The sequence below is a fragment of the Flavobacterium collinsii genome (assembly GCF_946903285.1).
GTDB classification, from domain to species: Bacteria; Bacteroidota; Bacteroidia; order Flavobacteriales; family Flavobacteriaceae; genus Flavobacterium; species Flavobacterium collinsii.
Genome location: NZ_OX336425.1, coordinates 3,167,481 through 3,190,952 on the forward strand (window position 1 = coordinate 3,167,481; position 23,472 = coordinate 3,190,952).

The window sequence follows — 23,472 nt, forward strand, 5'->3', positions numbered from 1 at the left end:
CTCGTTCGTGCCTATTTTAAATTTTTGAATTTCTTTGTGTTAACGAGTGGGACGCTCGCGAGATTAAAATGCATATAATTTGCATAAAACCCTAATTTCATAAAGCTGTTAACAGTAGACTTATTTTTTAGGAAATGATCCTGTGTAATTATTTCTTGTTTTGCCTTCAGGAGTTAAAAAGTTGAAATCGGTATCTCTAAACTCTACATTCTCGCCATTTGATGAATATATATCATGAACACCGTTTAGATAATACTTGCTTTTATAAAGTATTGAAACTGAAGTGATAGATTTTTTGAAATGATTTAGACAAGCCATTTGAGGAGGTCCACCTGTTTTTGAATCATGCTCTTTTTCAATCACATCAACTAATGCTTTAAAAAAAAATCTAGAAGTTGGTTCACTCGACGGATAATATGTGCTAAGTTCGTTACCATAAAAAGTTTCTCCAGAACCATCTTTGAAAACTAAACCTGTTTTCTCAGGAATTTCAAGTTGGGTCACATCAAATTTTCCTGTATTCTTTTTATAAAAGAATTTAAAACTATATAGTTCCTCTCCAAAAATGCTATTCCAATATACTCGAAAGCTTTGCCGAATTTCATGACCAGGATAGTTATTTATTGAATCCTCAATTAAGCTATATATTATATTACGACGTTTTTCAATTGCATCTGCCTCTCTGTAATCAACAGAACTTCGTAGATATGAAATTATTTGCGAGATATTTGAAAGGCAGAAAAGACTATCTCCGCAGTAACCGAAAATATCTAATGTATCTTCAATTTTGAATATTTTCTGCGAAAAGTCATATTTGTTAACAACTATATCTGGTTTTTCATCAGTCGTCCATGAAATTCTACTATCACTTATCATTGACAGAGTTTTCTTTTTTGCATCACTAATAGATACAAACGATGCAATTGTTGTCATAGTGTTTTAAAGTTTTCTAGTAACCATTTATAGACAAAAACAAATTTTGTATATACATTTAAGATTAGGTAGATAATGAAGGTTTATTTCGTTTTCTTGTTTTTCAAATATATATATTATTCCTTGCTAATTTTTACGGATTTCCGTACTTGATATTTTTATTTGCTAACTCAAAATAATTTTGGTTTAATGCAATAAAAAACGACTGAAAATAAATCTCACTCGTTCGATATATCATTTCATATTAGCTTCATTAACCCAGGAAATCCTTCAATTCCTCATAACTCCCGATCCTCGCACTAACTTTCTCCTCATTAATAACACTCTCAATCTGTGCAGGAATAGGAAGTGTAATTCCCAATGCAGGCTCAACTACATCTAAGAATTTAATCGGGTGTGCCGTTTCTAAGAAAATACCAATGGTGTTAGGGTGTTTCTCCAGTTCTTTCTTCAAACCTAAATAACCCACAGCACCATGTGGTTCTGCGATATAACCGTTTGTGTTATAAATATTTTTTAGAGCAACAAGTGTTTCTTCATCAGTATAACTATAAGAAGAGAAGTCTTTTTCGAAAGCTTTTAAGTCATTATTGTACAATTCCTGTATTCTAATAAAGTTGCTTGGGTTTCCAACGTCCATGGCGTTAGAGATTGTTGCTTTAGAAGGTTTTGGATCGTATTTTCCGTTTTCTAAGAATCTTGGCACCGTATCGTTTACGTTGGTGGAGGCTACGAAATGTTCGATTGGCAAACCTAATTTCTTTGCCATAATTCCGGCACAAATATTCCCGAAATTCCCACTTGGACAAGAGAAAACCAATGGTTTGTTTTGGCTTTTCAATGCTTTATAAGCAAAGAAAAAATAGAACATTTGCGGCAGCCAGCGAGCAATATTAATAGAATTGGCCGAAGTCAGGTTTTTGTGTGCTAAAGTTTCGTCTAAGAACGCTTTTTTGACCATATCCTGGCAATCGTCAAAAACACCGTCAACTTCTAGCGCTTTTATGTTTTGTCCTAAAGTCGTTAATTGTTTTTCCTGAATGTCGCTCACCTTTCCTGACGGATATAAAATCACCACATCGACACCGTCAACGGCTAAAAATCCGCTCGCGACCGCTCCGCCTGTATCTCCGGAAGTAGCTACAAGAACAGTGTTTTTAGCGTCTTTTTTGTCTTTGTTGAAATACCCCAGACAACGCGACATAAAACGTGCTCCAACGTCTTTAAACGCCATGGTTGGGCCGTGGAATAACTCTAAAGAGTAGATTCCATCTTCGACTTTCACTACCGGAAAATCAAAAACCAAAGTATCTGCAATGATTTCTTTTAATTTGTCTGTCGGTATTTCATCGCCAACGAATTGTTTGATCGCTTCAAAAGCAATGTGCTCGTGGCTTAAATTTTTGATTGTATCAAAAAAAGCAGGATCTAAAGCCGTGATATTTTCCGGGAAATATAATCCTTTATCACTCGCGAGTCCTTGTATTACGGCTTCCTTAAACGAAACCTTTGGGGCGTTATGGTTTAAACTGTAGTATTTCATTTTTTTTTATTGCTTTAAGCTTTAAGCTTTAGGCATTAGGCTTTTTCCCTAGTACGTATAGCTTATTGCTTTTTTCATGATTTTATTTTCGCAATGGTTTTAAGCATATTGCCTAAAGCCTATTGCTTAAAGCGTCCCGTCCTAAAGGACGCGGACACCATCGGGATTAATCTTTGAAACGTGAATTTCATACGGTAAATTCATTTTTTCGTAAACATTGCTCATGGCCTTGGCGATTTGGTTTGCGGTTTCTTTTCCACGGCTTAAAGCGAAGATAGAAGGGCCGGAACCTGAAATTCCGGAGCCTAAGGCACCGTTTTCGTAAGCGGTTTGTTTGATTTGGTCGAATCCCGGGATCAAAACACTTCGTAAAGGCTCTACAATTTCGTCATGAAGCGAACGTCCGATTAAGTCGTAATCTTTGGTGTACAATCCGGCAACAAGTCCGCCTACATTTCCCCATTGCATGATAGCGCTTTTAAGCGAAACGTTTTGTTTTAGTACCGAACGCGCATCCGAAGTTTTCAATTCGATTTGAGGATGCACCACCGTAGCGAACAATTCCTCCGGGCTGTCAATTCGGATAATGTCTAAGGGAGCGTAACTTCTTACGAGCGTAAATCCGCCTAAAAGGGCAGGAGCGACATTGTCGGCATGAGCGTTTCCGCTGGCCAGTTTTTCGCCCTGCATGGCAAATTGCACCAAATCCTTGCGGGAATAAGGTCTCCCAAGCAATTCATTGATTCCAAAAACCGCTCCGGCAGAACTGGCTGCACTGCTTCCGATTCCGCTTCCGGCTTTGATATGTTTATAAATTTCGATTTCGAATCCGTAATCCACGTCAAGTGTCTCCAACATGGCCAAAGCCGCAACCCCTGAAACGTTTTTTTCGGTCTCTAAAGGCAAATCGGCTCCCTCAATTTTGGTAATTCGAATTCCCTTTTGATCTGATTTCCGAACGATCATTTCGTCGCCCGCATTGTCTAAGCAAAGTCCAAGTACGTCAAATCCGCATGAGAGATTTGCAATTGTAGCGGGACAGAATAATTTTATTTCCATTTTTTGTTGTTTCAGGTTTCAGGTTTAAAGTTTAAGTTGCCAAACTTTGTGAGTTTAACCGCAAAGTTCGCCAGGTTTTTTCGCAAAGGACACAAGAAAAAACAAGCTTTGCGAGCCTTGCGTAATCCTTTGCGTGCTTTGCGGTTAAACTTCAAGCCTGAAACAAAAATTTATATATTTCCTATTCGGATAACGTCAGCAAAAATTCCCGATGCGGTAACGGCTGCACCTGCTCCGGCTCCTTTGATCAATAACGGCTGATCTACGTAACGATCGGTATAGAAAAGTACAATATTGTCTTTCCCTTCCAGATTGTAAAAAGGATGCTCTTTCGGGATGAATTGCAGACCAACGCTTGCTTTTCCGTTTTCGAATTGTGCTACATATTTTAATCTGGAATCTTTGCTTAACGCTTCGTCATAGATTTTTGAAAAATGAGGAGCATGTTGCGTTAAAGAAGCAAAGAAATCTTCGTTGTTAGTTGTGGCAAGACATTCGGCTGGCAGGAACGATTCGTTGGCGATCGCGTCAATATCCATTTCATAACCGCTTTCGCGGATCAGGATCAGGATTTTACGAGCTACGTCGATTCCGCTTAAGTCAATTTTCGGATCCGGTTCTGTAAAACCTTGCACTCCGGCTTCTTTTACCACATCGTGAAAAGAATTGTCTTTATCGAAATTATTGAAAATGAAGTTCAGACTTCCCGATAAAACCGCCTGAATTTTATGTACTTTATCACCTGAAGCGATTAAGTTTTTCACGGTATCAATAATTGGTAATCCCGCTCCAACATTGGTTTCAAATAAAAACGGAGCGTTGTACTGACGGGATAAATTCTTTAATTTTTTATAATTATCATACGCTGATGAACAGGCAATTTTGTTGCAGGTAACCACCGCGATACTTTGTTTTAAGAAATTTTCGTAGGTTTCAGACACGCTTGCATTTGCAGTAATATCAACAAAGATGCTGTTACGCAAGTTTAATTCCTTCGCACGAGCGATGAAAGCTTCTTTATTGGCATTTTTACCTTTGTCCAAAGCCGATTGCCAGTCTTTTAACGAAATTCCGTCCTCGTCAAAAAGCATTTTTCGGGAATTAGACAAAGCGATCACACGAACGTTGATTTTCAGGTTGTCTTTTAGAAACTTCCTTTGATTGTGAATTTGTTCGATGAATTTTTCACCCACATTTCCAACACCCATCACAAACAAATTGAGCTGTTTGGTGTTTTCTTCAAAGAAGTTTTCGTGTAAAGTATTCAATGCTTTTTTAACGTCTCTTTCATTGATTACAGTCGAAATATTACGTTCAGAAGCTCCTTGCGCAATGGCGCGTATGTTGACATTGTTTTTTCCTAAAGTGCTAAACATTCTACCACTTAAACCCTGATGGTTCTTCATGTTTTCGCCCACCAAAGCGATAATGCACAGGTCTTTTTCGACGATACAAGGATCGATTTTATTTTGTGAAATCTCTACTTCAAAAGCTCTGTTGATGGCAGCCTCGGCATTATCCGCATCCGAATTCAGAATTCCGATACAGATCGAGTGCTCAGAAGAAGCCTGAGTGATAAAAATAACGTTGATTTTTTCCTGAGACAGTACTTCAAACAAACGTTTTGAGGAACCTGAAACTCCAATCATTCCGGGACCTTCAAGGGTTACTAATGAAATATTATCGATATGACTGATTCCTTTTACAACGGTATCTTTTGAGGAAACCTGGTCGGAAATTAAAGTTCCTTCAGCTTCCGGTTCAAAAGTATTTTTGATTAAAATTGGAATATTTTTTCTTAAAACGGGCTGAATCGTTGGCGGATACAGCACTTTGGCACCAAAATGTGATAACTCCATCGCTTCCTGATAAGAGATCGTTGCAATAGGGTGGGCCTGTTTAACAATTTTAGGATTGGCGGTAAACATTCCGTTAACGTCAGTCCAGATTTCTAATTGTTCAGCTTCAAGTGCTCCGGCAACTATGGCAGCGGTATAATCAGAACCTCCGCGGCCTAAAGTAGTAGCTATTCCGTCAAGAGTTTGAGAAATAAACCCCGGAAGAATACTAATTTTAGATTGATTTTCGGCAAAATAAGTTCTTATCAATTGGTTGGAAACTTCGAAATTTACAACGGCTTTTCCAAAGTTATTGTTGGTTTTAATCAGTTCGCGACTGTCTTTGTAAACCGCATTTTTATCAATTTGCTGATACGCCTGCGCAATGATGTAAGACGAAAGCAGCTCTCCAAAACTTAAAATAGTATCAGCAGTTCTGGGAGATAACTCACCCAGTAAGAAACAGCCGTCTAACAAAGTTTCTAAATGATTGATGATTCTTTTTACATGGCTCAGCAAACTGCTTTGTTCGCTAACCGGAATCAATTCTTTTAAAGTGTCAAGGTGTTTTTTCTCGATTTCGGCAACAATTTCTCTAAAGCTTTCGTCATTAGCGGCGGCTTTTGCTGCTGCCAATTGCAGTAAATCAGTTACTTTACTTAAGGCTGATACTACCACAACCAATTGGTCCTGCTTCGATTTTTGATTTATGATTTCGAGAACTAGTTTTATATTTTGTGCATTGGCAACCGAAGTTCCGCCAAATTTTAATACTTTCATTTTTGATGTTTTTTAATAAGGCGCAAAGATTTTTAGTAACAAAGGTTCAAAGGATATCAACTGTGAACTGAAACTGAAAACTGCGACTATTTTTTTTCTTTGTAAATGTTTTTTATGTATCCAATAACTCTCTTCTTCTTAGAAAAAAGTACTAGGTAACCTGAGTGATATGTAAAATGTATACCCCTAAGGGGTAGTAGTTGTTGTAGTTGAAATTGTAATAGCAGCGATTGCAACTCTGGTTTGAGTTGTTAGTGTAGAATGATATTTTACGCTGTTATTTTTCATTTTGGTTTTCCAAAAGTACAGTTTTTTATAAAAGTTAAAAATCTTTACGGTCTTTTTATGAATATTTTAAAAATTCAAAATTCAGCAAATCAATATTGAGCTTTTTGTCAGAATTGTGTGTGTTAAATTGATGGATTCATATAATTATTGGAACTTATCTTTAAAAGAGATGTGCTTAATAGTCTGATTTTTAATCTTGAATAACATCTAAAAACGTCATTAGTCTATAAAATCGGTAGGAATTAATTGCTTTTGTCGTTTTCTTGTTAAAAAATAGAGGTACCTTATTAGGATAAAAAGATGTCCTTGGTTTTGCCGGATTACTATTGTGAAAAGAGCAAAATCGGGGAATTCGTGAGAATCATTTTTTAATTATTAGGAATAAATGTTGCTTTTTAATATTGATTTGCTGAATTTTGAAGTCTTAAATTTTAAACAGCATGAAAGAAATCCATTATATCAGCACAGAAATCCTAAGTTTAGAAGCTTTACAGGAAATTATTGTCAACCAGAAAACGCTTGAATTATCAGAAGAAGCAAAAGTAAACGTTCAAAAATGCCGTGATTATCTCGATAAAAAAATGGCTTCACATTCTGAACCTATTTACGGAATCAACACTGGTTTTGGCTCGCTTTGTAATGTGAAAATTTCAAATGAAAATTTATCTCAGCTTCAGGAGAATCTTGTAAAATCGCATGCTTGCGGAACGGGAGAAGAGGTTCCGGCTGAAATTGTAAAATTGATGCTGTTGCTTAAGATTCAATCTTTGAGTTATGGACATTCAGGAGTTCAATTGCAGACTTTAGAGCGTTTGGTGGATTTTTACAATAATGATATTCTTCCGGTAATTTATACTCAGGGATCCTTAGGGGCTTCGGGAGATTTGGCACCTTTGGCACATTTATCGTTACCTTTATTAGGTGAGGGTGAAGTTCTTTTTGAAGGTAAAAAAACAGCCGCAGCCGAAGTTTTAAAACACTTTAACTGGGAGCCAATTGTTTTACAGTCAAAAGAAGGGTTGGCTTTGTTAAACGGAACTCAGTTCATGAGTGCGTATGGAGCACATGTTTTATTAAAAGCTTATAAATATTCGTATTTGGCAGATTTGATCGGAGCTATTTCATTAGAAGGTTTTGATGGAAGAATTGAGCCTTTTAATGAATTGATTCATTTTATACGTCCTCACAAAGGACAGATTGTAACGGCACAGCGCCTTACTGAATTTTTAGACGGAAGTGAGATTATTGCTCAGGAGAAAAAACACGTACAGGATCCATATTCTTTCCGTTGCATGCCTCAGGTTCACGGTGCTTCAAAAGACGCCATTGATTACGTTAGAAAAGTATTCAAAACCGAAATCAACTCTGTTACCGACAATCCTAATATCTTCATTGAAGCAGATCAGATTATCTCAGGAGGAAATTTCCACGGACAGCCTTTAGCTTTGGCTTTGGATTTTATGGCAATTGCTTTGGCAGAATTGGGCAGTATTTCTGAAAGAAGAACGTATCAGTTAATTTCAGGATTGCGTAATCTTCCGGCATTTTTGGTGGATAATCCGGGATTGAATTCAGGATTTATGATTCCGCAATATACAGCGGCAAGTATCGCAAGTCAGAACAAACAATTGGCTACACCTTCGAGTATAGATAGTATTGTTTCAAGTAACGGACAGGAAGATCACGTGAGTATGGGAGCCAACGGAGCTACAAAAGCATTGCGTGTTATGGACAACCTGGAGCGTATTTTAGCCATCGAATTAATGAACGCTTCACAGGCGATTGCTTACAGAGAGCCTTTAAAATCAAGTGATTTTATTGAAACATTCTTAAGCAGTTACAGAGAAGTGGTGCCTTTGGTTAAAGAAGACAGAATCCTGCATTATGATATTAAAAAAACAGTTGAATTCCTTGACAGTTTTCAAATTGAAAACGATTTGTTAACAATGGCTTAACATGGCAAAATAATATTGAAGTAATTTTGCACTATCAAAAATATAAAAATGTCAATAAACAGTATTTTCCAATTTTTAGTGCCGAAAGACAAGAAATTCTTTCCACTTTTTGAAGAGGCTTCAAGCAATTTAATTGAGTTAGCTTCTAATTTACACGAAGCTGTAAACCTTCCATTGAAAGAAAGAGAAGTTCTTTTTCAAAAAATAGATGAGTTAGAGCAAAAAGGAGAAGACATTACACGTCAAACCAATCTTGAATTGAGTAGAAATTTTATTACTCCATTTGACAGAGAGGATATTCATACATTGATTACTTCAATTGATAACGTTGCCGATTACCTTCACGGTGCGGCAAGCAGAATGAAATTATATCAGGTAGATAAGATTACAAAGTCAATCAGAAAAATGACTGAAATTAACCTTGAAGCTTGTCAGAACATCGATAGTGCTGTAAAAGAGTTAAGTAACTTAAAAAACATGAACATTATCAAAGAAGCTTGTGCGAGAATTAATAAACTGGAGAACAAGTCGGATAACGTTTATAACAAAGCAGTTTTTGAAATTTTTGAAAACGAAACAGATGCAAAAAACATTATTAAGTATAAAGAAGTGTTATCTGTTTTAGAATCAGCAACAGACAAATGTAAGAGTGTTGCGAACATACTGGAATCTATTTCTGTAAAACATTCTTAATTCAATTTATTTCATTCTGAAGTTATAATTTATGACGCTACTTATAATTATTATAGTATTAGCTTTAATTTTTGATTACATCAACGGTTTTCATGATGCGGCAAATGCTATAGCGACTGTTGTTGCGACCAAGGTTCTGACGCCTTTTCAGGCCGTTCTTTGGGCAGCATTTTTTAACTTTCTGGCCTATTGGGTTTTTGGATTTGGTGTTGCCGATACGGTTGCTAAAACAGCGCACACCATGGAAATTAACCTTGTTGTAATCCTCGCAGGAGTTATTGCAGCTATTTGTTGGAATTTATTGACTTGGTGGTTAGGAATTCCTTCAAGTTCTTCTCATACGCTGATTGGTGGTTTTGCCGGAGCAGCAATTGCTCATGCGATCGCTGTACATGGATTCTCAGGATATGTTGGTGAAGACGGAACAACTCATTACTGGTACGAAATCGTAAGCTGGTATAAAGCTGGTAAAGAAGGAGCAATGCCTTCAGGAGTTCTTATTATTATTGCTTTTATTGTATTGGCACCATTATTAGGAGCATTAGCTTCTTATTTGATCTCGATCTGGTTGTTGAATGCTTCGCGTAAAAGTATTGGACCAAAAATATTTACTGTAGCATTAATGATTGCAACAATCTGGATGGTGAGCAGTTTAATGATTCCTTATTCAGAGATTGTTGAGCATGGAAAACCACGTTTTGAATCTCATTTTTGGAGTGTAGCTTTTGATCCGCATAATATTAAATGGTTTTTAGTTGCTTTTATCATCTTAACCGTAAGTTTGTTTTGTTTGATATTTAGTAGTTTAAATCTTCATCAGGCAGATGCTGCTTTGAAAAAAATGCAATTATTATCTTCTGCGGCTTTTAGTTTAGGTCACGGAGGGAATGATTCTCAAAAAGTAATGGGTATTATTGCAGCTGCAGTAGCAGTTTATATCAACACTAATCCTGGTGTGCATATGGATTCCTGGTTAGATGTTGTTTTACCAAACGATGATTTAGGTGTAAAAGGAGTAATGCCGGGATGGATTCCTTTGGCTTGTTATTCTGCAATTGCAGCGGGAACTTTAAGTGGTGGATGGAAGATTGTAAAAACAATGGGTTCCAAAATCACAAAAGTAAGTTCGTTTGAAGGAGTTGCAGCTGAAACTGCAGGAGCTTTAACGCTTTATTTTACAGAACACTTAAAAATTCCGGTAAGTACAACACACACGATTACTGGTTCTATTATTGGAGTTGGATTAACAAAACGTGTTTCTGCTGTTCGTTGGGGAGTTACTGTTAGTTTAATCTGGGCGTGGATATTAACCATTCCAATTTCAGCAATATTAGCCGGTTTGGTTTACTTTGTATTAAGCGTGTTTATTAAGTAAAATGATTATTGTAAAATGTGAGGTGTAAACCGCATTTTCTTAAAATATTTTAAAGCCGATTTCAATTTGAAATCGGCTTTTTTGTTTTCAGAAGTACCTGTTTTCAATAATTATAATAATATATTTGATAGAAATTTAAAAGCCGTTATGATCGATCAGAAAATTTTAAGCCAGATAGACAGAGTTAAGAAGAAGTTAGTTCTTGCAAAAGCTGCAGATAAAGATTTGAAAGTTTTTGGAGCATCAAGTCATAAATATAAGATTGGAAAAACGATCAGTAAAGATCAGATCGTTAATTTTGAAACCGAGTATGATTTGGAGCTTCCGGAGGATTATAAAGCCTTTTTACTTCACATTGGTAATGGTGGGATTTCGTATGAGAATTCTGCTGCAGGACCCAGTTATGGGATATTTCCTTTTGGGAAAAATCTGGAGGAATTTGTTTATAGTAATCCAAAAAAATGTTTTGGACAGGAATGTAGAATTTATCCAAAAATGAGTGATGAATTCTGGGCAGAATTGACGCAAAATATTGAAGAGAATGACGGTATTTCTCAAGAAGATTTTGATGAAGAGCTTGGTAAAATGTTTGCCGGAATATTGCCAATTGCAAGTCAAGGGTGTGCTTATTATTACGGACTTGTTTTAAATGGGGAATTTAAAGGACGGGTGGTTAATATTGATATCGACAGGCAGAAACCCTTTTTTACTTTTGAATCTAATTTTTTAAATTGGTACGAACGTTGGCTTGATGGAATTATTCCTGAAAATACAATGGTAAATGGCTCTGATTTGTTTCGATATACATTAGGCGGATTGTCAACTTACATTTTAGAAGTATACTTTTCGGCAGAGGATGGTGAAACTAAAGAAGAATGTCTCAACGGAATCTTAAAAAAAGAGGCATTAGATGCTGAGACTCTTAGTGTTTTAGAAGAACAGTATAAAATAAGTTCAGGAGAAATTCAAAAAACAATACTTCAAATTCTTACTAAGTTTGATTATGAAAGGGCAAAGCCTTATTTAGTCGATTTTTCTAAACAGAGTTTGCTGACTGTGTTTCAGTTTGTATTTTGGTATGCGAAAGGCAAAAGTGCAGACTGGTTAGAGGTTATAAAAGCAAATGCTGATACGATTGAAGATGACGAAACGTTTAGATTTTGTACGTATTTGTTAAAAGAAACAAAGTTGGATTATGGGGCTATCATCATTCCGTTTACATCTAATAAAAGTGAAGAAATACGAGTGAGTGCTTATTATGCACTTGGCCAAATGGGAAATAAAAAGGAATATATCAGTGTTTTTATAGAAGGACTTCAGGATAGTTCAAATAGAGTTATTCATACTACTTTGCAGGCATTGGATGGGGTAGAGGATAAAAGGCTTTTGAAACATTATAAAAGGATTGCTGAAAAATTCCCAAAAGAAAAAGACTATATTTTAGTAAATCTAAATCACAGATTAAAAGCTTATGGTTTGACTAATAAAACTATTAAATCGGTTACTATAGATTTTGAAACCGATAACGAGGGCAAGGAATGGTATCAATTTTGGAAATAAAAAAAGCTAGTTTCAATAAAGAAACTAGCTTTTTTTATTTCAGTACGAGTTATTCTTTTGTAAACAAATAATCTTTCCCGCCTTGTTTTAGAGTCATTTCTTTCTTCTCAGAATTAAACTCTAGAACAATCCCCGCTGTGTCAAATTTAAATATGTTTATTGCAGCAGCTTCCATAGGAAAAGAGGGTTGACCTGTAGCCTGAGCAATTAGAACATTGTTCTTTTGGGAAATAGTAATTTTTAGCGGAATCTGTGGGCTGCCATAAGTTCCGGCGTATAAATCCAGAGTTGCAGATGTGATCTCAACAGTGCTAAAAACCGGCATTGTAAAGGGTCTGTTGAAATACGAATTCAGTGCGCATAACATGATATTGTTGTTGTCGTAGCCCATTCCGTTTGAAGTTAGGGCTAAAGCTAATTTTTCATTTGGGAAATAGCCTGCAACAGATCTGAAACCGTCAATTCCTCCAGTATGTCCGTAACTTTTTCTTTCGTAATACGGAAACTCAAAAAGCCCCATTCCGAATTTGTCCTTAATAGTTTTCATTTGATTTAAATGTGCTATAGAAACTACTTTTCCGGCAAAAAGACTTTCAAAGAAAAGGTTCAAATCAGTCGGATTAGAAACTACGGCTCCGGCGCCAAGCGGAATTGAAGCATCGGTTTCACTTTCTTTGTTCCATTTTCCTTCAAGGGTATAAGAATTACATTCGTTGTTGTTCAGGTTGATTTTACCGCCCAAATACGTGTTTTTTAGATGCAAAGGCTTTGTGATCTTCAAACTTAAAATTTCGCCATAAGACTTCTTGTAAATGTCTTCCAATATGTATGACAATAGTATGTAGTTGGAATTGCTGTATTGGCCTTTTGTATCAGGTTCAAAAACGATGGCCCCGGCAGAAATGCGTTCAATCATTTTGGCTCTGGACTGAAACTGAGTGTTCCATTTTAAGTAATCGTCATCGTTAGTGAAATCATGTATACCGCTTCTGTGGTTTAATAAATGGCTAATGGTAATGGTTTTGGCATTTTTTACCGTTGGGAAATACTTGTCAATGGTTTGGTTTAAATTGATTTTGTTTTCTTCTACCGCTTTAAGAATTAAGGATGCTGTAAATGTTTTAGAGATCGAGCCAATTCGATATTTGGTCTGGATGCCTGATTTTTTTGCGCTGGCAATGTCATCAAAACCAATTGATTTAGTGTAAATTGTTTTTCCGTTCTCAGATATGGCGATGCTTCCCATGTATTTGCTGTTCTTTTCTAAAAGAGTAAACAGACTGTCAAGTCTTTTGGAATTGAAAGTTTGGGAAAAACCGCTCGTCGTGATAAGAGCGATGAAACAGATGCTGGTGATTTTTTTCATGAAGCTGTTTTTTGATTGATTGAATTTTTGAGTTTTAATAATAGGGTTATAATAAAATAAGACAATAGGGTTAATAATAACAGAAAAGGAATAAACCAGTGACCAAGAGCTTCATAAGCCTGGTTTTTAATTTGGTCTTCAGGACTCATTATGCCAAGTACAAAAACCGAGAAGGACTCTTTTTGCATATAAAGACCTACCTGAGTAGGATTTAGGATTTTTGCAAAAATCAGGAATACAAAACCAAATAAGAAGAGGTATAAAATCGAGAAAAAGATGTACGAGATGCCATTGGTAATGTTTAACGCCAAAGCCTTGAAAACATGTATAGGGTTGAAGGTTTTAGTAGCCTGTTCCAGTTTTTTATCGGCAATAAGAGGCTTTAAAACCTCTTCAGGTGAACCTAATTTTTCGATGCTGTCTAAAAGAGCATCCAGCTCGTTTGTACCGTTTCGGTGTTGAATGGTTTCAAAAATATGGCTGTTAAATTCCATATAAATGTCGTCCTGATCTATTTTGGGTAATGAAGCGGTTGTTTTTTTGATGCGCTTCATGTAATTGTTGTAAATTCGTTGTGAAGCTTCCTGCTCGAATTTGATATCTTCTATTCTCATTGAATGATTTTTTTAATTGATTTTTCGAGATTTTCCCAGTAAATATTCATTTGGCTCAAAGTTGCGATGCCGGCTTCGGTTAAAGAATAGTATTTCCTTGGTATTCCGGTTTCCTGTTCGACCCATTTTGAATCTACCAGTTCTTCTGTTTTTAATCGGTTCATTAATGGGTAAAGTGTTCCCTCTGCTATTTCTATTTCGGTATGTTTTCTTATTTGTTCGATAAGTTCATAACCATAGTACTCCTGGTTTTTGAGTACATTAAGGATAATGAAAGTTAAAGTGCCTTTCTTTACCTGAGACTTCCAGTTTGTTACAAATGTTTCGTTCATGTGGCTAATGTATAACAAAATACATAGCATAACAAAGTATATAGCTAAGTTTTTTAACTTAAAACATTAAGTTGTTTATTTTGAGCCACTTGTGCTTATGGTTTATTTTTGCAGATTCTTGCGATTGTGTTTTCGCTTGTAGTGTGTTTGCTTGAGATTTTGTTTCTCTTTCGAAATAATACTTATAGTGCCATCGATTTCCAGCATGGCGAGCTTTATATCAGTTAAATGCTCCAGGCCATGTTCGCGTGCCGCTTCTTTTAATTCTTCGTGCGAAATATCAAGTTTGCTTAAGGCTTTGAAATCCAGTTTGCCATCATGAATCAGGATTTCAGGTTTGTCCAGTAGTAAATTGCTGAGACCTTTGTATTTGTGAGTTAGTTTTTTGATGATGTAATTGATGATAAACAAAGCCAAAGCTGCAACCAGACCTCCCCAAAGACTAGTGTCTGGACCTACCATGGCATTTTGAACGGAGTTACTAATCAATAAAATCAGAATAATATCGGCAGTGTTCAATTGCGAAAGCTCTTTTTTACCGAAGATTCTCAAAGCAATAGTCATGAAAAAATAGACGGAGAGACTTCTTAAAATAATATCTAAATAGGGAGATAGTATCATTTCTTTATTATTTGAATTTTAAAAAAAACTTTGTCAAAGTAAAACCTCAACAAAGTTGCTAAATTAATGATTAGACATTAGGTCTAAATGAATATTTTTACTGAAAAAGAAACAATTATAATTTAAAGTTCTTTTCGATTGCTTTAATCATTTCGCCTGCAACATCTTTGTTGGTAGCGCCTTCAATTCCTTCAAGACCCGGAGAAGAGTTTACTTCAAGTAATAATGGACCTTTTGAAGAGCGAATAATGTCGACACCTGCTACTTTTAAGTCCATGGCTTTTGCGGCTTTTATAGCGATTTTTTTCTCCTCGGCAGTTACTTTTATAACAGATGCAGTTCCGCCTAAGTGAATGTTGGCTCTGAATTCTCCTGGCATAGCTTCACGTTGTATTGCAGCTACCACTTTACCGTCGATAACAAAACAGCGAATGTCTTTTCCGTTGGCTTCTTTAATGAATTCCTGAACAAGTATATTGGCATTTAAGCTCTTAAAAGCATTGATCACACTTTCTGCAGCTTTTTTGGTTTCTGCTAAAACAACACCTTTTCCCTGGGTACCTTCCAGTAGCTTAACAATTAAAGGAGATCCTCCAACCATTTTAATTAGATTGTCAGTGTCTAGTGGAGAATTGGCAAATCCGGTAGTTGGGATATCGATTCCACTGTTTAATAGAAGTTGTAAAGAATAGAGTTTATCGCGGGATTGTGTGATTGCTGTAGCAGAGTTCAGTACAAAAACCTTCAGCGCTTCAAACTGACGAGTTAAAGCACAGCCGTAAAAAGTAATACTTGGTCGAATTCTTGGGATAATAGCATCAAACTGATTTAATATTTTTCCACCGCGATAATGAATTTCGGGAGTTTTGGCATCCAGCTTCATATAACATTCTTTGATATTCAAAAAATGCATTTCATGTCCACGCATTTCACCTGCTTCCATGATTCTTTTATTGCTGTATAATTCAGGATTACTTGCCAAAAGTCCAATTCTCAATCCGGAGGTTGCTTTTTCAGAGTTTTGGTATAATTCTTTTAAGGCTTCAGGACTTGGCTGTCCTAAAAGATATTTTTCTTCGGGATCAACTAATACACGTCCGCTCATGGCTTCACGACCCAGAAGCATTCGGAATCCCATAGAATCTCTGTTGGTTAAGGTCATTTCGATTGGCCATTTTATATCGCCAATTTTTAAATGTGTTTGAATAACGTAGCGATGTTCTCTAAAACCGCTTGAGCTTTTTACAATTCTTTTGTCAACCAATGGAGCTTCACAATGAATAATAGTTTTGATATTATTCTGAATTGGATTAATATCGAATTTTACCCAATTGGCATCATTTTTTATAAAAGGAGCTATGTTTATAGCGTGCATTGCCGAAGTTTTGGCACCAGAATCCACACGAGCCTTGATTGTCGGGATCCCTAGTTCTGGAAATGAGCACCATTCTTCGCTACCTAAAATGACTTTGTTTTGAAGCATACGTTGTTTTTTATTATAGAATTTAATAGCCAAAAATAGCTATTTGCTTTTATTAAAGATAGCAAATTATCCAAAAAAAATACCCGTTATGTTATGAAAACGTAACGGGTATTTTATTTTTGTTATAAAATTAAACTAATTTATTGATTAGTTGGCTCTTCGGCTTTATGAATCTCTACGGAAAGTTCCTGAGAATCATCTTTCAGATCCATTAAGATTTCATCACCTGAATGTATTTTTGAAGTGATGATTTCTTCTGCTAATAAATCTTCAACATATTTCTGAATCGCTCTTTTAAGAGGTCTTGCGCCAAATTGTCTGTCGAAACCTTTTTCTGCAATAAATGCTTTTGCTTTATCAGTAAGACTTAAGGTGTATCCTAATTCTGAAACTCGGCCGTATAATTTCTTAAGTTCAATTTCGATAATCAAATCAATATCGGCTTTTTCTAAAGCATTGAATACGATTACATCATCAATTCTGTTTAAGAACTCAGGAGCAAAGGTTTTCTTTAATGCATTTTCGATTATGCTTTTTGAGTTCTCATCGGCCTGAGCCACTTTTGCAGCAGTTCCGAATCCTACACCTTGTCCAAAGTCTTTTAACTGACGTGCTCCAACGTTAGAAGTCATGATAATGATTGTGTTTTTAAAGTCGATTTTGCGACCTAAACTATCTGTTAAGTACCCGTCATCTAAAACCTGAAGCATCATATTGAATACGTCCGGATGCGCTTTTTCGATCTCGTCTAAAAGTACAACACAATAAGGTTTTCTGCGAACTTTTTCAGTCAACTGACCGCCTTCTTCGTATCCTACATATCCCGGAGGCGCTCCAACTAAACGGGAGATGGCAAATTTCTCCATGTATTCGCTCATGTCAATACGGATTAACGCATCTTCCGAATCAAATAATTCTTTTGCTAAAACTTTTGCTAATTGTGTTTTACCAACTCCTGTTTGACCTAGGAAAATAAACGAACCGATTGGTTTGTTTGGATCTTTAAGACCGGCTCTGTTACGCTGAATAGAACGTGCAATTTTTAAAACAGCTTCATTTTGTCCGATTACTTTGTTCTGAATCAATTCAGGTAATTGTGCTAATTTGTTGCTTTCTGTTTGTGCAATACGGTTAACAGGAATTCCGGTCATCATCGAAACAACATCGGCTACGTTATCTTCTGTAACTTCAATTCTATTGTTTTTAGAGTCTTCTTCCCATTGTTCCTGAGCGACAGCCAGGTCTTTTTCGATACGTTTTTCATCGTCGCGAAGTTTGGCAGCCTCTTCGTATTTTTGTTTCTTAACCACCATGTTTTTCATTTCGCGAACTTCTTCTAACTGACGTTCCAAATCTAAAATTTGTTTAGGGACATCAATGTTAGTAATGTGTACGCGGGATCCTGCTTCGTCAAGAGCATCGATAGCTTTGTCCGGTAAGAAACGCTCAGACATATATCTGTTTGTTAACTTAACGCAGGCTTCAATAGCTTCTTGTGTATAGGTAACATTGTGGTGATCTTCGTATTTGTCTTTTACATTGTTTAAGATAGCGATTGTTTCTTCAACAGAAGTTGGTTCAACAATTACTTTTTGAAAACGTCTTTCAAGGGCGCCATCTTTCTCAATATATTGTCTGTACTCGTCAAGAGTTGTGGCTCCAATACATTGGATTTCACCTCTTGCCAAAGCAGGTTTAAACATGTTGGATGCATCAAGTGAACCTGTTGCTCCACCAGCACCAACGATAGTGTGGATTTCGTCGATGAAAAGAATGATGTCATCATTTTTCTCTAGTTCGTTCATCACAGCTTTCATTCTTTCTTCAAACTGGCCGCGGTATTTTGTTCCGGCTACTAAACTGGCCAAATCAAGTGTAACTACACGTTTATGAAAAAGAATACGGGATACTTTTTTCTGAATGATGCGCAAAGCTAGTCCTTCTGCAATAGCAGATTTACCAACTCCCGGCTCTCCGATAAGAAGAGGGTTGTTCTTTTTTCTACGGCTTAGAATTTGAGAAACGCGTTCGATTTCTTTCTCGCGTCCTACAACCGGATCCAGTTTTCCTTCCTCTGCCATTTCTGTTAAATCTCTCCCAAAATTGTCCAGAACCGGAGTCTTAGATTTTTTGTTTGACTTATTGGCGGGATTGTTGAAACTACTTTCTTTAAGACTGTCATCTTGTCCTGAATCGTCATTGTACGATTCGTTTCTTGGCAAGTTTTCTAAGAATTCTTCTTCGTTTGGAGTCATATTTAAATATTGTTCTTTAGCTATGTCATAATCTATTTTTAGTTTATTCAATAGCTTGGTTGTTGGATCGTTTTCGTTGCGTAAGATACATAAAAGCAGATGCGCCGTGCTAATTGACGAGCTTTGAAATACTTTTGCTTCCAGAAAAGTGGTCTTCAGGGCTCTTTCCGCCTGACGCGTGAGATGAAGATTTTTCTTTTCGGCATTTACTTCAACGCTCTGATTGGCTGGACTCAGTATTTCTACCTTCCTGCGTAAATGGTCTAAATCGACTGCAAGGTTATTAAGTATATGAATAGCTTTTCCGTTTCCATCTCTTAAAATGCCTAGCATTAGATGTTCAGTACCAATAAAGTCGTGGCCCAAACGCAAGGCTTCCTCTTTACTGTAGGTAATAACATCTTTTACTCTTGGTGAAAAATTATCATCCATAATATATAATTGGTATTGTAAATTTAGTGAATTACTGTTTGAAAAACAAAAACCGTACCCATCAGCATCTCCTGACAGCTAAGTGACAAAAAAAATAACAATAAAAGCGTTAAAATACGCTTAATTTATTAACTAAAACCTAAAATAAAGTTGTTAATAAATCATTGAAATAAGTGTAGGTAAATAGCTGAAAAAATTTCAAAAAAACGTATCTTGGCACGCTTTGAAACTAATATAATTATTTAATATAACAACTTATGTCTGAAGGAGAAAAGTTAATTCCTATTAACATAGAAGATGAAATGAAATCAGCTTACATCGATTATTCGATGTCAGTAATCGTATCGAGAGCGCTTCCAGATGTTAGAGATGGCTTGAAACCAGTGCATCGAAGAGTTCTTTACGGAATGTATGACTTAGGAGTAACATCAAGATCTGCCCACAAAAAATCTGCAAGAATCGTAGGAGAGGTTCTGGGTAAGTATCACCCGCACGGAGATACCTCTGTATATGATGCGATGGTACGTATGGCTCAGGAATGGAGTATGCGATATTTATTAGTGGATGGTCAGGGTAACTTTGGTTCTGTTGATGGCGATAGCCCGGCAGCAATGCGTTATACTGAGGCCAGAATGCGTAAGATTTCTGAAGATATCATGGCAGATATCGAAAAAGAAACTGTTGACTTTCAGTTGAACTTTGACGATACTTTATATGAGCCAAAAGTAATGCCAACAAGAGTTCCTACTTTATTAGTAAACGGAGCTACAGGTATTGCTGTTGGTATGGCAACAAATATGCCGCCACACAATTTAACTGAAGTAATCAACGGTACATTAGCCTACCTTGATAATAATGATATTGAAGTTGACGAATTAATGACGCATATTAAAGCTCCGGATTTTCCAACCGGTGGTGTAATATACGGTTATGAAGGAGTTCGTGAAGCTTTTAAAACCGGTAGAGGACGTATCGTAATGCGTGCTAAAGTTGGTTTTGAAGAAGTGGATGGAAGAGAATGTATCATTGTTACCGAGATTCCATATCAGGTGAACAAAGCCGAAATGATCAAACGTACGGCTGATTTGGTTAACGATAAAAAAATTGAAGGTATTGCGAATATTCGTGACGAGTCGGATAGAAATGGTATGCGTATCGTTTATATTCTGAAACGTGATGCTACACCAAACGTAGTTTTGAATACCTTGTATAAATATACTTCATTACAATCTTCTTTTAGTGTAAACAATATTGCATTGGTAAAAGGCCGCCCACAAATGCTGAATCTGAAAGATATGATTCACTATTTTATTGAGCACCGTCATGATGTAGTAGTAAGAAGAACTCGTTTTGAATTGCGTAAAGCAGAAGAAAGAGCTCATATTTTAGAAGGTTTAATTATTGCTTCAGATAATATTGACGAAGTAATTGCGATCATCAGAGGTTCTAAAAATACCGAAGAAGCCCGTGAGAAATTAATCGAGAGATTCAATTTATCAGACATTCAGGCGCGTGCCATTGTTGAGATGCGTTTGCGTCAGTTGACAGGTCTGGAGCAGGATAAATTAAGAGCTGAGTTTGATGAATTAATGAAGTTAATCGAACATTTGAAAGCCTTATTGGCAGATGTAGATTTAAGAACGAATTTAATTAAGGAAGAACTTGAAGAAATCCGTGAAAAGTACGGAGATGAGCGTCGTTCTACTATAGAATATTCAGGTGGAGATGTTAGTATCGAGGATTTGATTGCAGATGAAAATGTAGTAATCACAATTTCGCATGCAGGTTATATCAAACGTACCAACCTGACTGAGTATAAAACTCAAAATAGAGGGGGAGTTGGGCAAAAAAGCGCAGGAACAAGAGATCAGGATTTCCTTGAGCATATGTTTGTGGCAACCAACCACCAATATATGATGTTCTTTACACAAAAAGGAAAATGTTTCTGGATGCGTGTTTATGAAATTCCTGAAGGAAGCAAAACGGCAAAAGGTAGAGCAATTCAGAATTTAGTAAACATCGAAAGTGATGATAAAGTAAAAGCTTTCATTTGTACGCAAGATTTAAAAGATAAAGAGTATATCAACAGTCATAATCTTGTAATGGTAACTAAACAAGGTCAGGTTAAGAAAACATCTTTAGAGAAATATTCTAAACCAAGGGTAAATGGTGTTGCTGCTATTACAATTAAAGAAGGTGATGAATTACTTGAGGCTAAATTAACCAATGGAGAAAGCCAAATTATCCTGGCGGTTAAGTCTGGTAAACTGGTTCGTTTTGAGGAAACTAAAACGCGTCCAATGGGAAGAACAGCTTCGGGGGTTCGTGGAATTACTTTAAAAGACGATACTGATGAAGTAATTGGAATGGTAACCATTGATAAAGATAATGTTAACGATTCGCAAATTTTGGTTGTAACTGAAAATGGATACGGAAAACGTACCAAATTAGTGGACGACGATGGTGAGGATGTTTACCGAATTACAAATCGTGGCGGAAAAGGAGTTAAAACCCTTAACATTACAGAGAAAACAGGAAAACTAATCTCGATCAATGCGGTAACAGATGCTGATGATTTAATGATTATCAACAAGTCTGGATTAACCATTAGAATGGCTATTGAGGATTTACGTGTAATGGGGCGTGCTACTCAGGGAGTTCGATTGATTAACCTAAAAGGTAAAGATTCTATTGCTGCGGTAACAAAAGTAATGAAAGATGATGTTGCTGAAGTTGTTGTAGACGAAGATGGTAATGTTATTGAATCAGCTATTGAGAGAGTGAAACCGGATTTAGAGGTTCTTGAAGATGACGGTGTTGTCGAAGATGATGACGATGATGATTCTGAAGAAGAATTAGAGGATGAAGATGATTCTGAAGAAGAAGAATCGGAAGAATAGTAGAAAATAAACCACTTATAATTAAATACACAAATTGAATATTATGAAAAGTAAATATGTAATACTTGCGTCAGCATTATTGATTTCAGTAGCTACTTTTGCTCAGAAGGATCAGATTAAGAGTGCTGAAAAAGCATTAAAAAGCGGAGATGCTCAGGGAGCACTTACGATCTTAAAAGATGCTGAAAATATGGTAGTAAATGCCAAAGATGTTGAACAAGCACAATACTATTTTGTAAAAGGTAATGCTTATTTAGATTTGGCAAACAAAAAAGTAGAAGAAGGAAAAAATCTTTCTCTTGCTGCTGAGACTTATAAAAAACTAATTGATGTTGAAAAAGCATCTGGAAAAGTTAAATATTCTACTCAGGCTGCAACTTCTATTATTGAAATAAAAGGAAAGTTGATTAATGCTGCAATTGCTGATTCTCAGGCAACCAAACATGCTGATGGAGCGAAAAAATTGTATGATGCTTATCTGTTAGACAAAAAAGATACAATCAATTTATATTATGCGGCTTCTACGGCAGTAAATGCTCAGGATTTTGATCTTGCTTTACCGATGTATGAAGAGTTGAAAAAATTAAATTATTCAGGAAAAGGAACTAGTTTCACGGCTGTAAATAAAATTTCGGGTAGTGAAGATGGTTTTAACAATGCTAAAGATAGAGACTTAGCAGTAAAATTAGGGACTCACGAAAAACCAAAAACAGAAGCTATTCCTTCTAAAAGAGGTGAAATCTACAAAAATCTTGCTTTAATCCTGGTTCAAAAAGGACGTAGTGAAGATGCTAAGCAAGCTATTGCAGATGCTAGAAAAGCAAATCCGGAAGATTCTTCTTTGATTTTGACAGAAGCGAATTTGTATTTGGAATCTAAAGATTACGAAACATACAAAAAACTAGTAGGTGAGGCTTTGCAAAAAGATCCAAACAATGCTGATTTAGTTTTCAACTTAGGTGTTATCAGTGCTAATGCAAAAAACAATGCAGATGCTGAGAAATATTACTTAAAAGCTATTGAAATCAATCCAAACTATGCTAATGCTTACCTAAACCTTGCGGCGTTAAAATTAGAAGCTGAAAAACCAATCATTGATGAAATGAATAAATTGGGAACTACTGCTAAGGATATGAAACGTTACGATGTGTTGAAAGCTCAAAGAGAAAGTGTTTTCAAAGGAGTTATTCCTTATCTTAAAAAAGCGAATGAGTTAGATCCTAAAAACGAGGATGTTTCTAAGACTTTATTAGGAGTTTACAAAGCGTTAGAAATGACTGCTGAAGCAAAAGCATTGAAAGCGACAATGTAATTAACGAGAGTTAATACTCAATAATTTAAAATTCCAAATTCCAATGATGTCTATTATTGGAATTTGGAATTTTTTTATTGGTATGTATAAAAGCTCAATGCCTAAAACAAACAAATTCCAAATTCCAGTGATA

At 36.1% G+C, this 23,472-nt stretch carries 16 protein-coding genes; 6 read left to right on the forward strand and 10 right to left on the reverse strand.

The genetic code is table 11. The features are described 5' to 3' along the window. Positions 1-120: 120 nt before the first annotated feature. The 4 genes from OGZ34_RS13175 to thrA form a co-directional block, all read right to left on the reverse strand. The gene (locus OGZ34_RS13175; RefSeq protein ID WP_263360487.1) at positions 121-933 is read right to left on the reverse strand and encodes a hypothetical protein; all 813 of its coding nucleotides are present in this window, start codon (positions 931-933) and stop codon (positions 121-123) included. A gap of 253 nt (positions 934-1,186) precedes the next feature. Continuing rightward, positions 1,187-2,476 carry a threonine synthase gene (gene thrC, locus OGZ34_RS13180; protein WP_263360488.1) on the reverse strand — a complete coding sequence of 430 codons (1,290 nt, stop codon included), beginning with the start codon at positions 2,474-2,476 and terminating at the stop codon, positions 1,187-1,189. A gap of 141 nt (positions 2,477-2,617) precedes the next feature. Further along, complete coding sequence (locus tag OGZ34_RS13185) at positions 2,618-3,535, reverse strand: homoserine kinase (protein WP_263360489.1); 918 nt, start codon at positions 3,533-3,535, stop codon at positions 2,618-2,620. A 170-nt stretch (positions 3,536-3,705) separates the two neighbouring features. Continuing rightward, positions 3,706-6,153, reverse strand: a complete 2,448-nt coding sequence (gene thrA / locus OGZ34_RS13190) for a bifunctional aspartate kinase/homoserine dehydrogenase I (RefSeq protein WP_263360490.1) — start codon at positions 6,151-6,153, stop codon at positions 3,706-3,708. Positions 6,154-6,881: 728 nt separating this feature from the next. Between thrA and hutH the strand changes: the two genes are divergently transcribed. The 4 genes from hutH to OGZ34_RS13210 all read left to right on the forward strand — a co-directional run bounded on the left by hutH (position 6,882) and on the right by OGZ34_RS13210 (position 12,024). Further along, on the forward strand, positions 6,882-8,396 hold the full coding sequence (gene hutH / locus OGZ34_RS13195) for a histidine ammonia-lyase (RefSeq protein ID WP_263360491.1): 1,515 nt from the start codon (positions 6,882-6,884) through the stop codon (positions 8,394-8,396). Between the two features lie 48 nt (positions 8,397-8,444). Further along, positions 8,445-9,089, forward strand: coding sequence for a DUF47 domain-containing protein (locus tag OGZ34_RS13200; protein WP_017496503.1), 645 nt, complete (start codon positions 8,445-8,447; stop codon positions 9,087-9,089). 31 nt (positions 9,090-9,120) lie between these two features. Continuing rightward, entirely contained in the window at positions 9,121-10,464 is a 1,344-nt protein-coding gene (locus OGZ34_RS13205) for an inorganic phosphate transporter (RefSeq protein ID WP_070906679.1), read from the forward strand. Between the two features lie 81 nt (positions 10,465-10,545). After that, positions 10,546-12,024 carry an SMI1/KNR4 family protein gene (locus OGZ34_RS13210; protein ID WP_263360492.1) on the forward strand — a complete coding sequence of 493 codons (1,479 nt, stop codon included), beginning with the start codon at positions 10,546-10,548 and terminating at the stop codon, positions 12,022-12,024. 49 nt (positions 12,025-12,073) lie between these two features. Here the strand turns inward: OGZ34_RS13210 and OGZ34_RS13215 are convergent, their stop codons facing one another. From OGZ34_RS13215 to OGZ34_RS13240, 6 genes are all read right to left on the reverse strand, one after another. Next, entirely contained in the window at positions 12,074-13,390 is a 1,317-nt protein-coding gene (locus tag OGZ34_RS13215; RefSeq protein ID WP_263360493.1) for a serine hydrolase domain-containing protein, read from the reverse strand. After that, positions 13,387-14,004, reverse strand: coding sequence for a DUF1700 domain-containing protein (locus OGZ34_RS13220; RefSeq protein WP_263360494.1), 618 nt, complete (start codon positions 14,002-14,004; stop codon positions 13,387-13,389). The genes OGZ34_RS13215 and OGZ34_RS13220 overlap by 4 nt, the downstream gene beginning before the upstream one ends. After that, positions 14,001-14,336 (reverse strand): PadR family transcriptional regulator, encoded by a 336-nt coding sequence (locus OGZ34_RS13225; protein ID WP_173966663.1) that lies wholly within the window; start codon positions 14,334-14,336, stop codon positions 14,001-14,003. The genes OGZ34_RS13220 and OGZ34_RS13225 overlap by 4 nt, the downstream gene beginning before the upstream one ends. Positions 14,337-14,438: 102 nt before the next feature. Beyond that, positions 14,439-14,957 carry a DUF421 domain-containing protein gene (locus OGZ34_RS13230; protein WP_263360495.1) on the reverse strand — a complete coding sequence of 173 codons (519 nt, stop codon included), beginning with the start codon at positions 14,955-14,957 and terminating at the stop codon, positions 14,439-14,441. A gap of 115 nt (positions 14,958-15,072) precedes the next feature. Continuing rightward, the gene (gene rimK / locus OGZ34_RS13235; protein ID WP_173966662.1) at positions 15,073-16,440 is read right to left on the reverse strand and encodes a 30S ribosomal protein S6--L-glutamate ligase; all 1,368 of its coding nucleotides are present in this window, start codon (positions 16,438-16,440) and stop codon (positions 15,073-15,075) included. 140 nt (positions 16,441-16,580) lie between these two features. Continuing rightward, positions 16,581-19,127, reverse strand: coding sequence for an ATP-dependent Clp protease ATP-binding subunit (locus OGZ34_RS13240; protein WP_263360496.1), 2,547 nt, complete (start codon positions 19,125-19,127; stop codon positions 16,581-16,583). A gap of 257 nt (positions 19,128-19,384) precedes the next feature. Between OGZ34_RS13240 and gyrA the strand changes: the two genes are divergently transcribed. Continuing rightward, the gene (gene gyrA, locus OGZ34_RS13245; protein ID WP_173966660.1) at positions 19,385-22,027 is read left to right on the forward strand and encodes a DNA gyrase subunit A; all 2,643 of its coding nucleotides are present in this window, start codon (positions 19,385-19,387) and stop codon (positions 22,025-22,027) included. A 43-nt stretch (positions 22,028-22,070) separates the two neighbouring features. Then, positions 22,071-23,339, forward strand: coding sequence for a tetratricopeptide repeat protein (locus OGZ34_RS13250; protein WP_263360497.1), 1,269 nt, complete (start codon positions 22,071-22,073; stop codon positions 23,337-23,339). Positions 23,340-23,472: the final 133 nt, after the last annotated feature.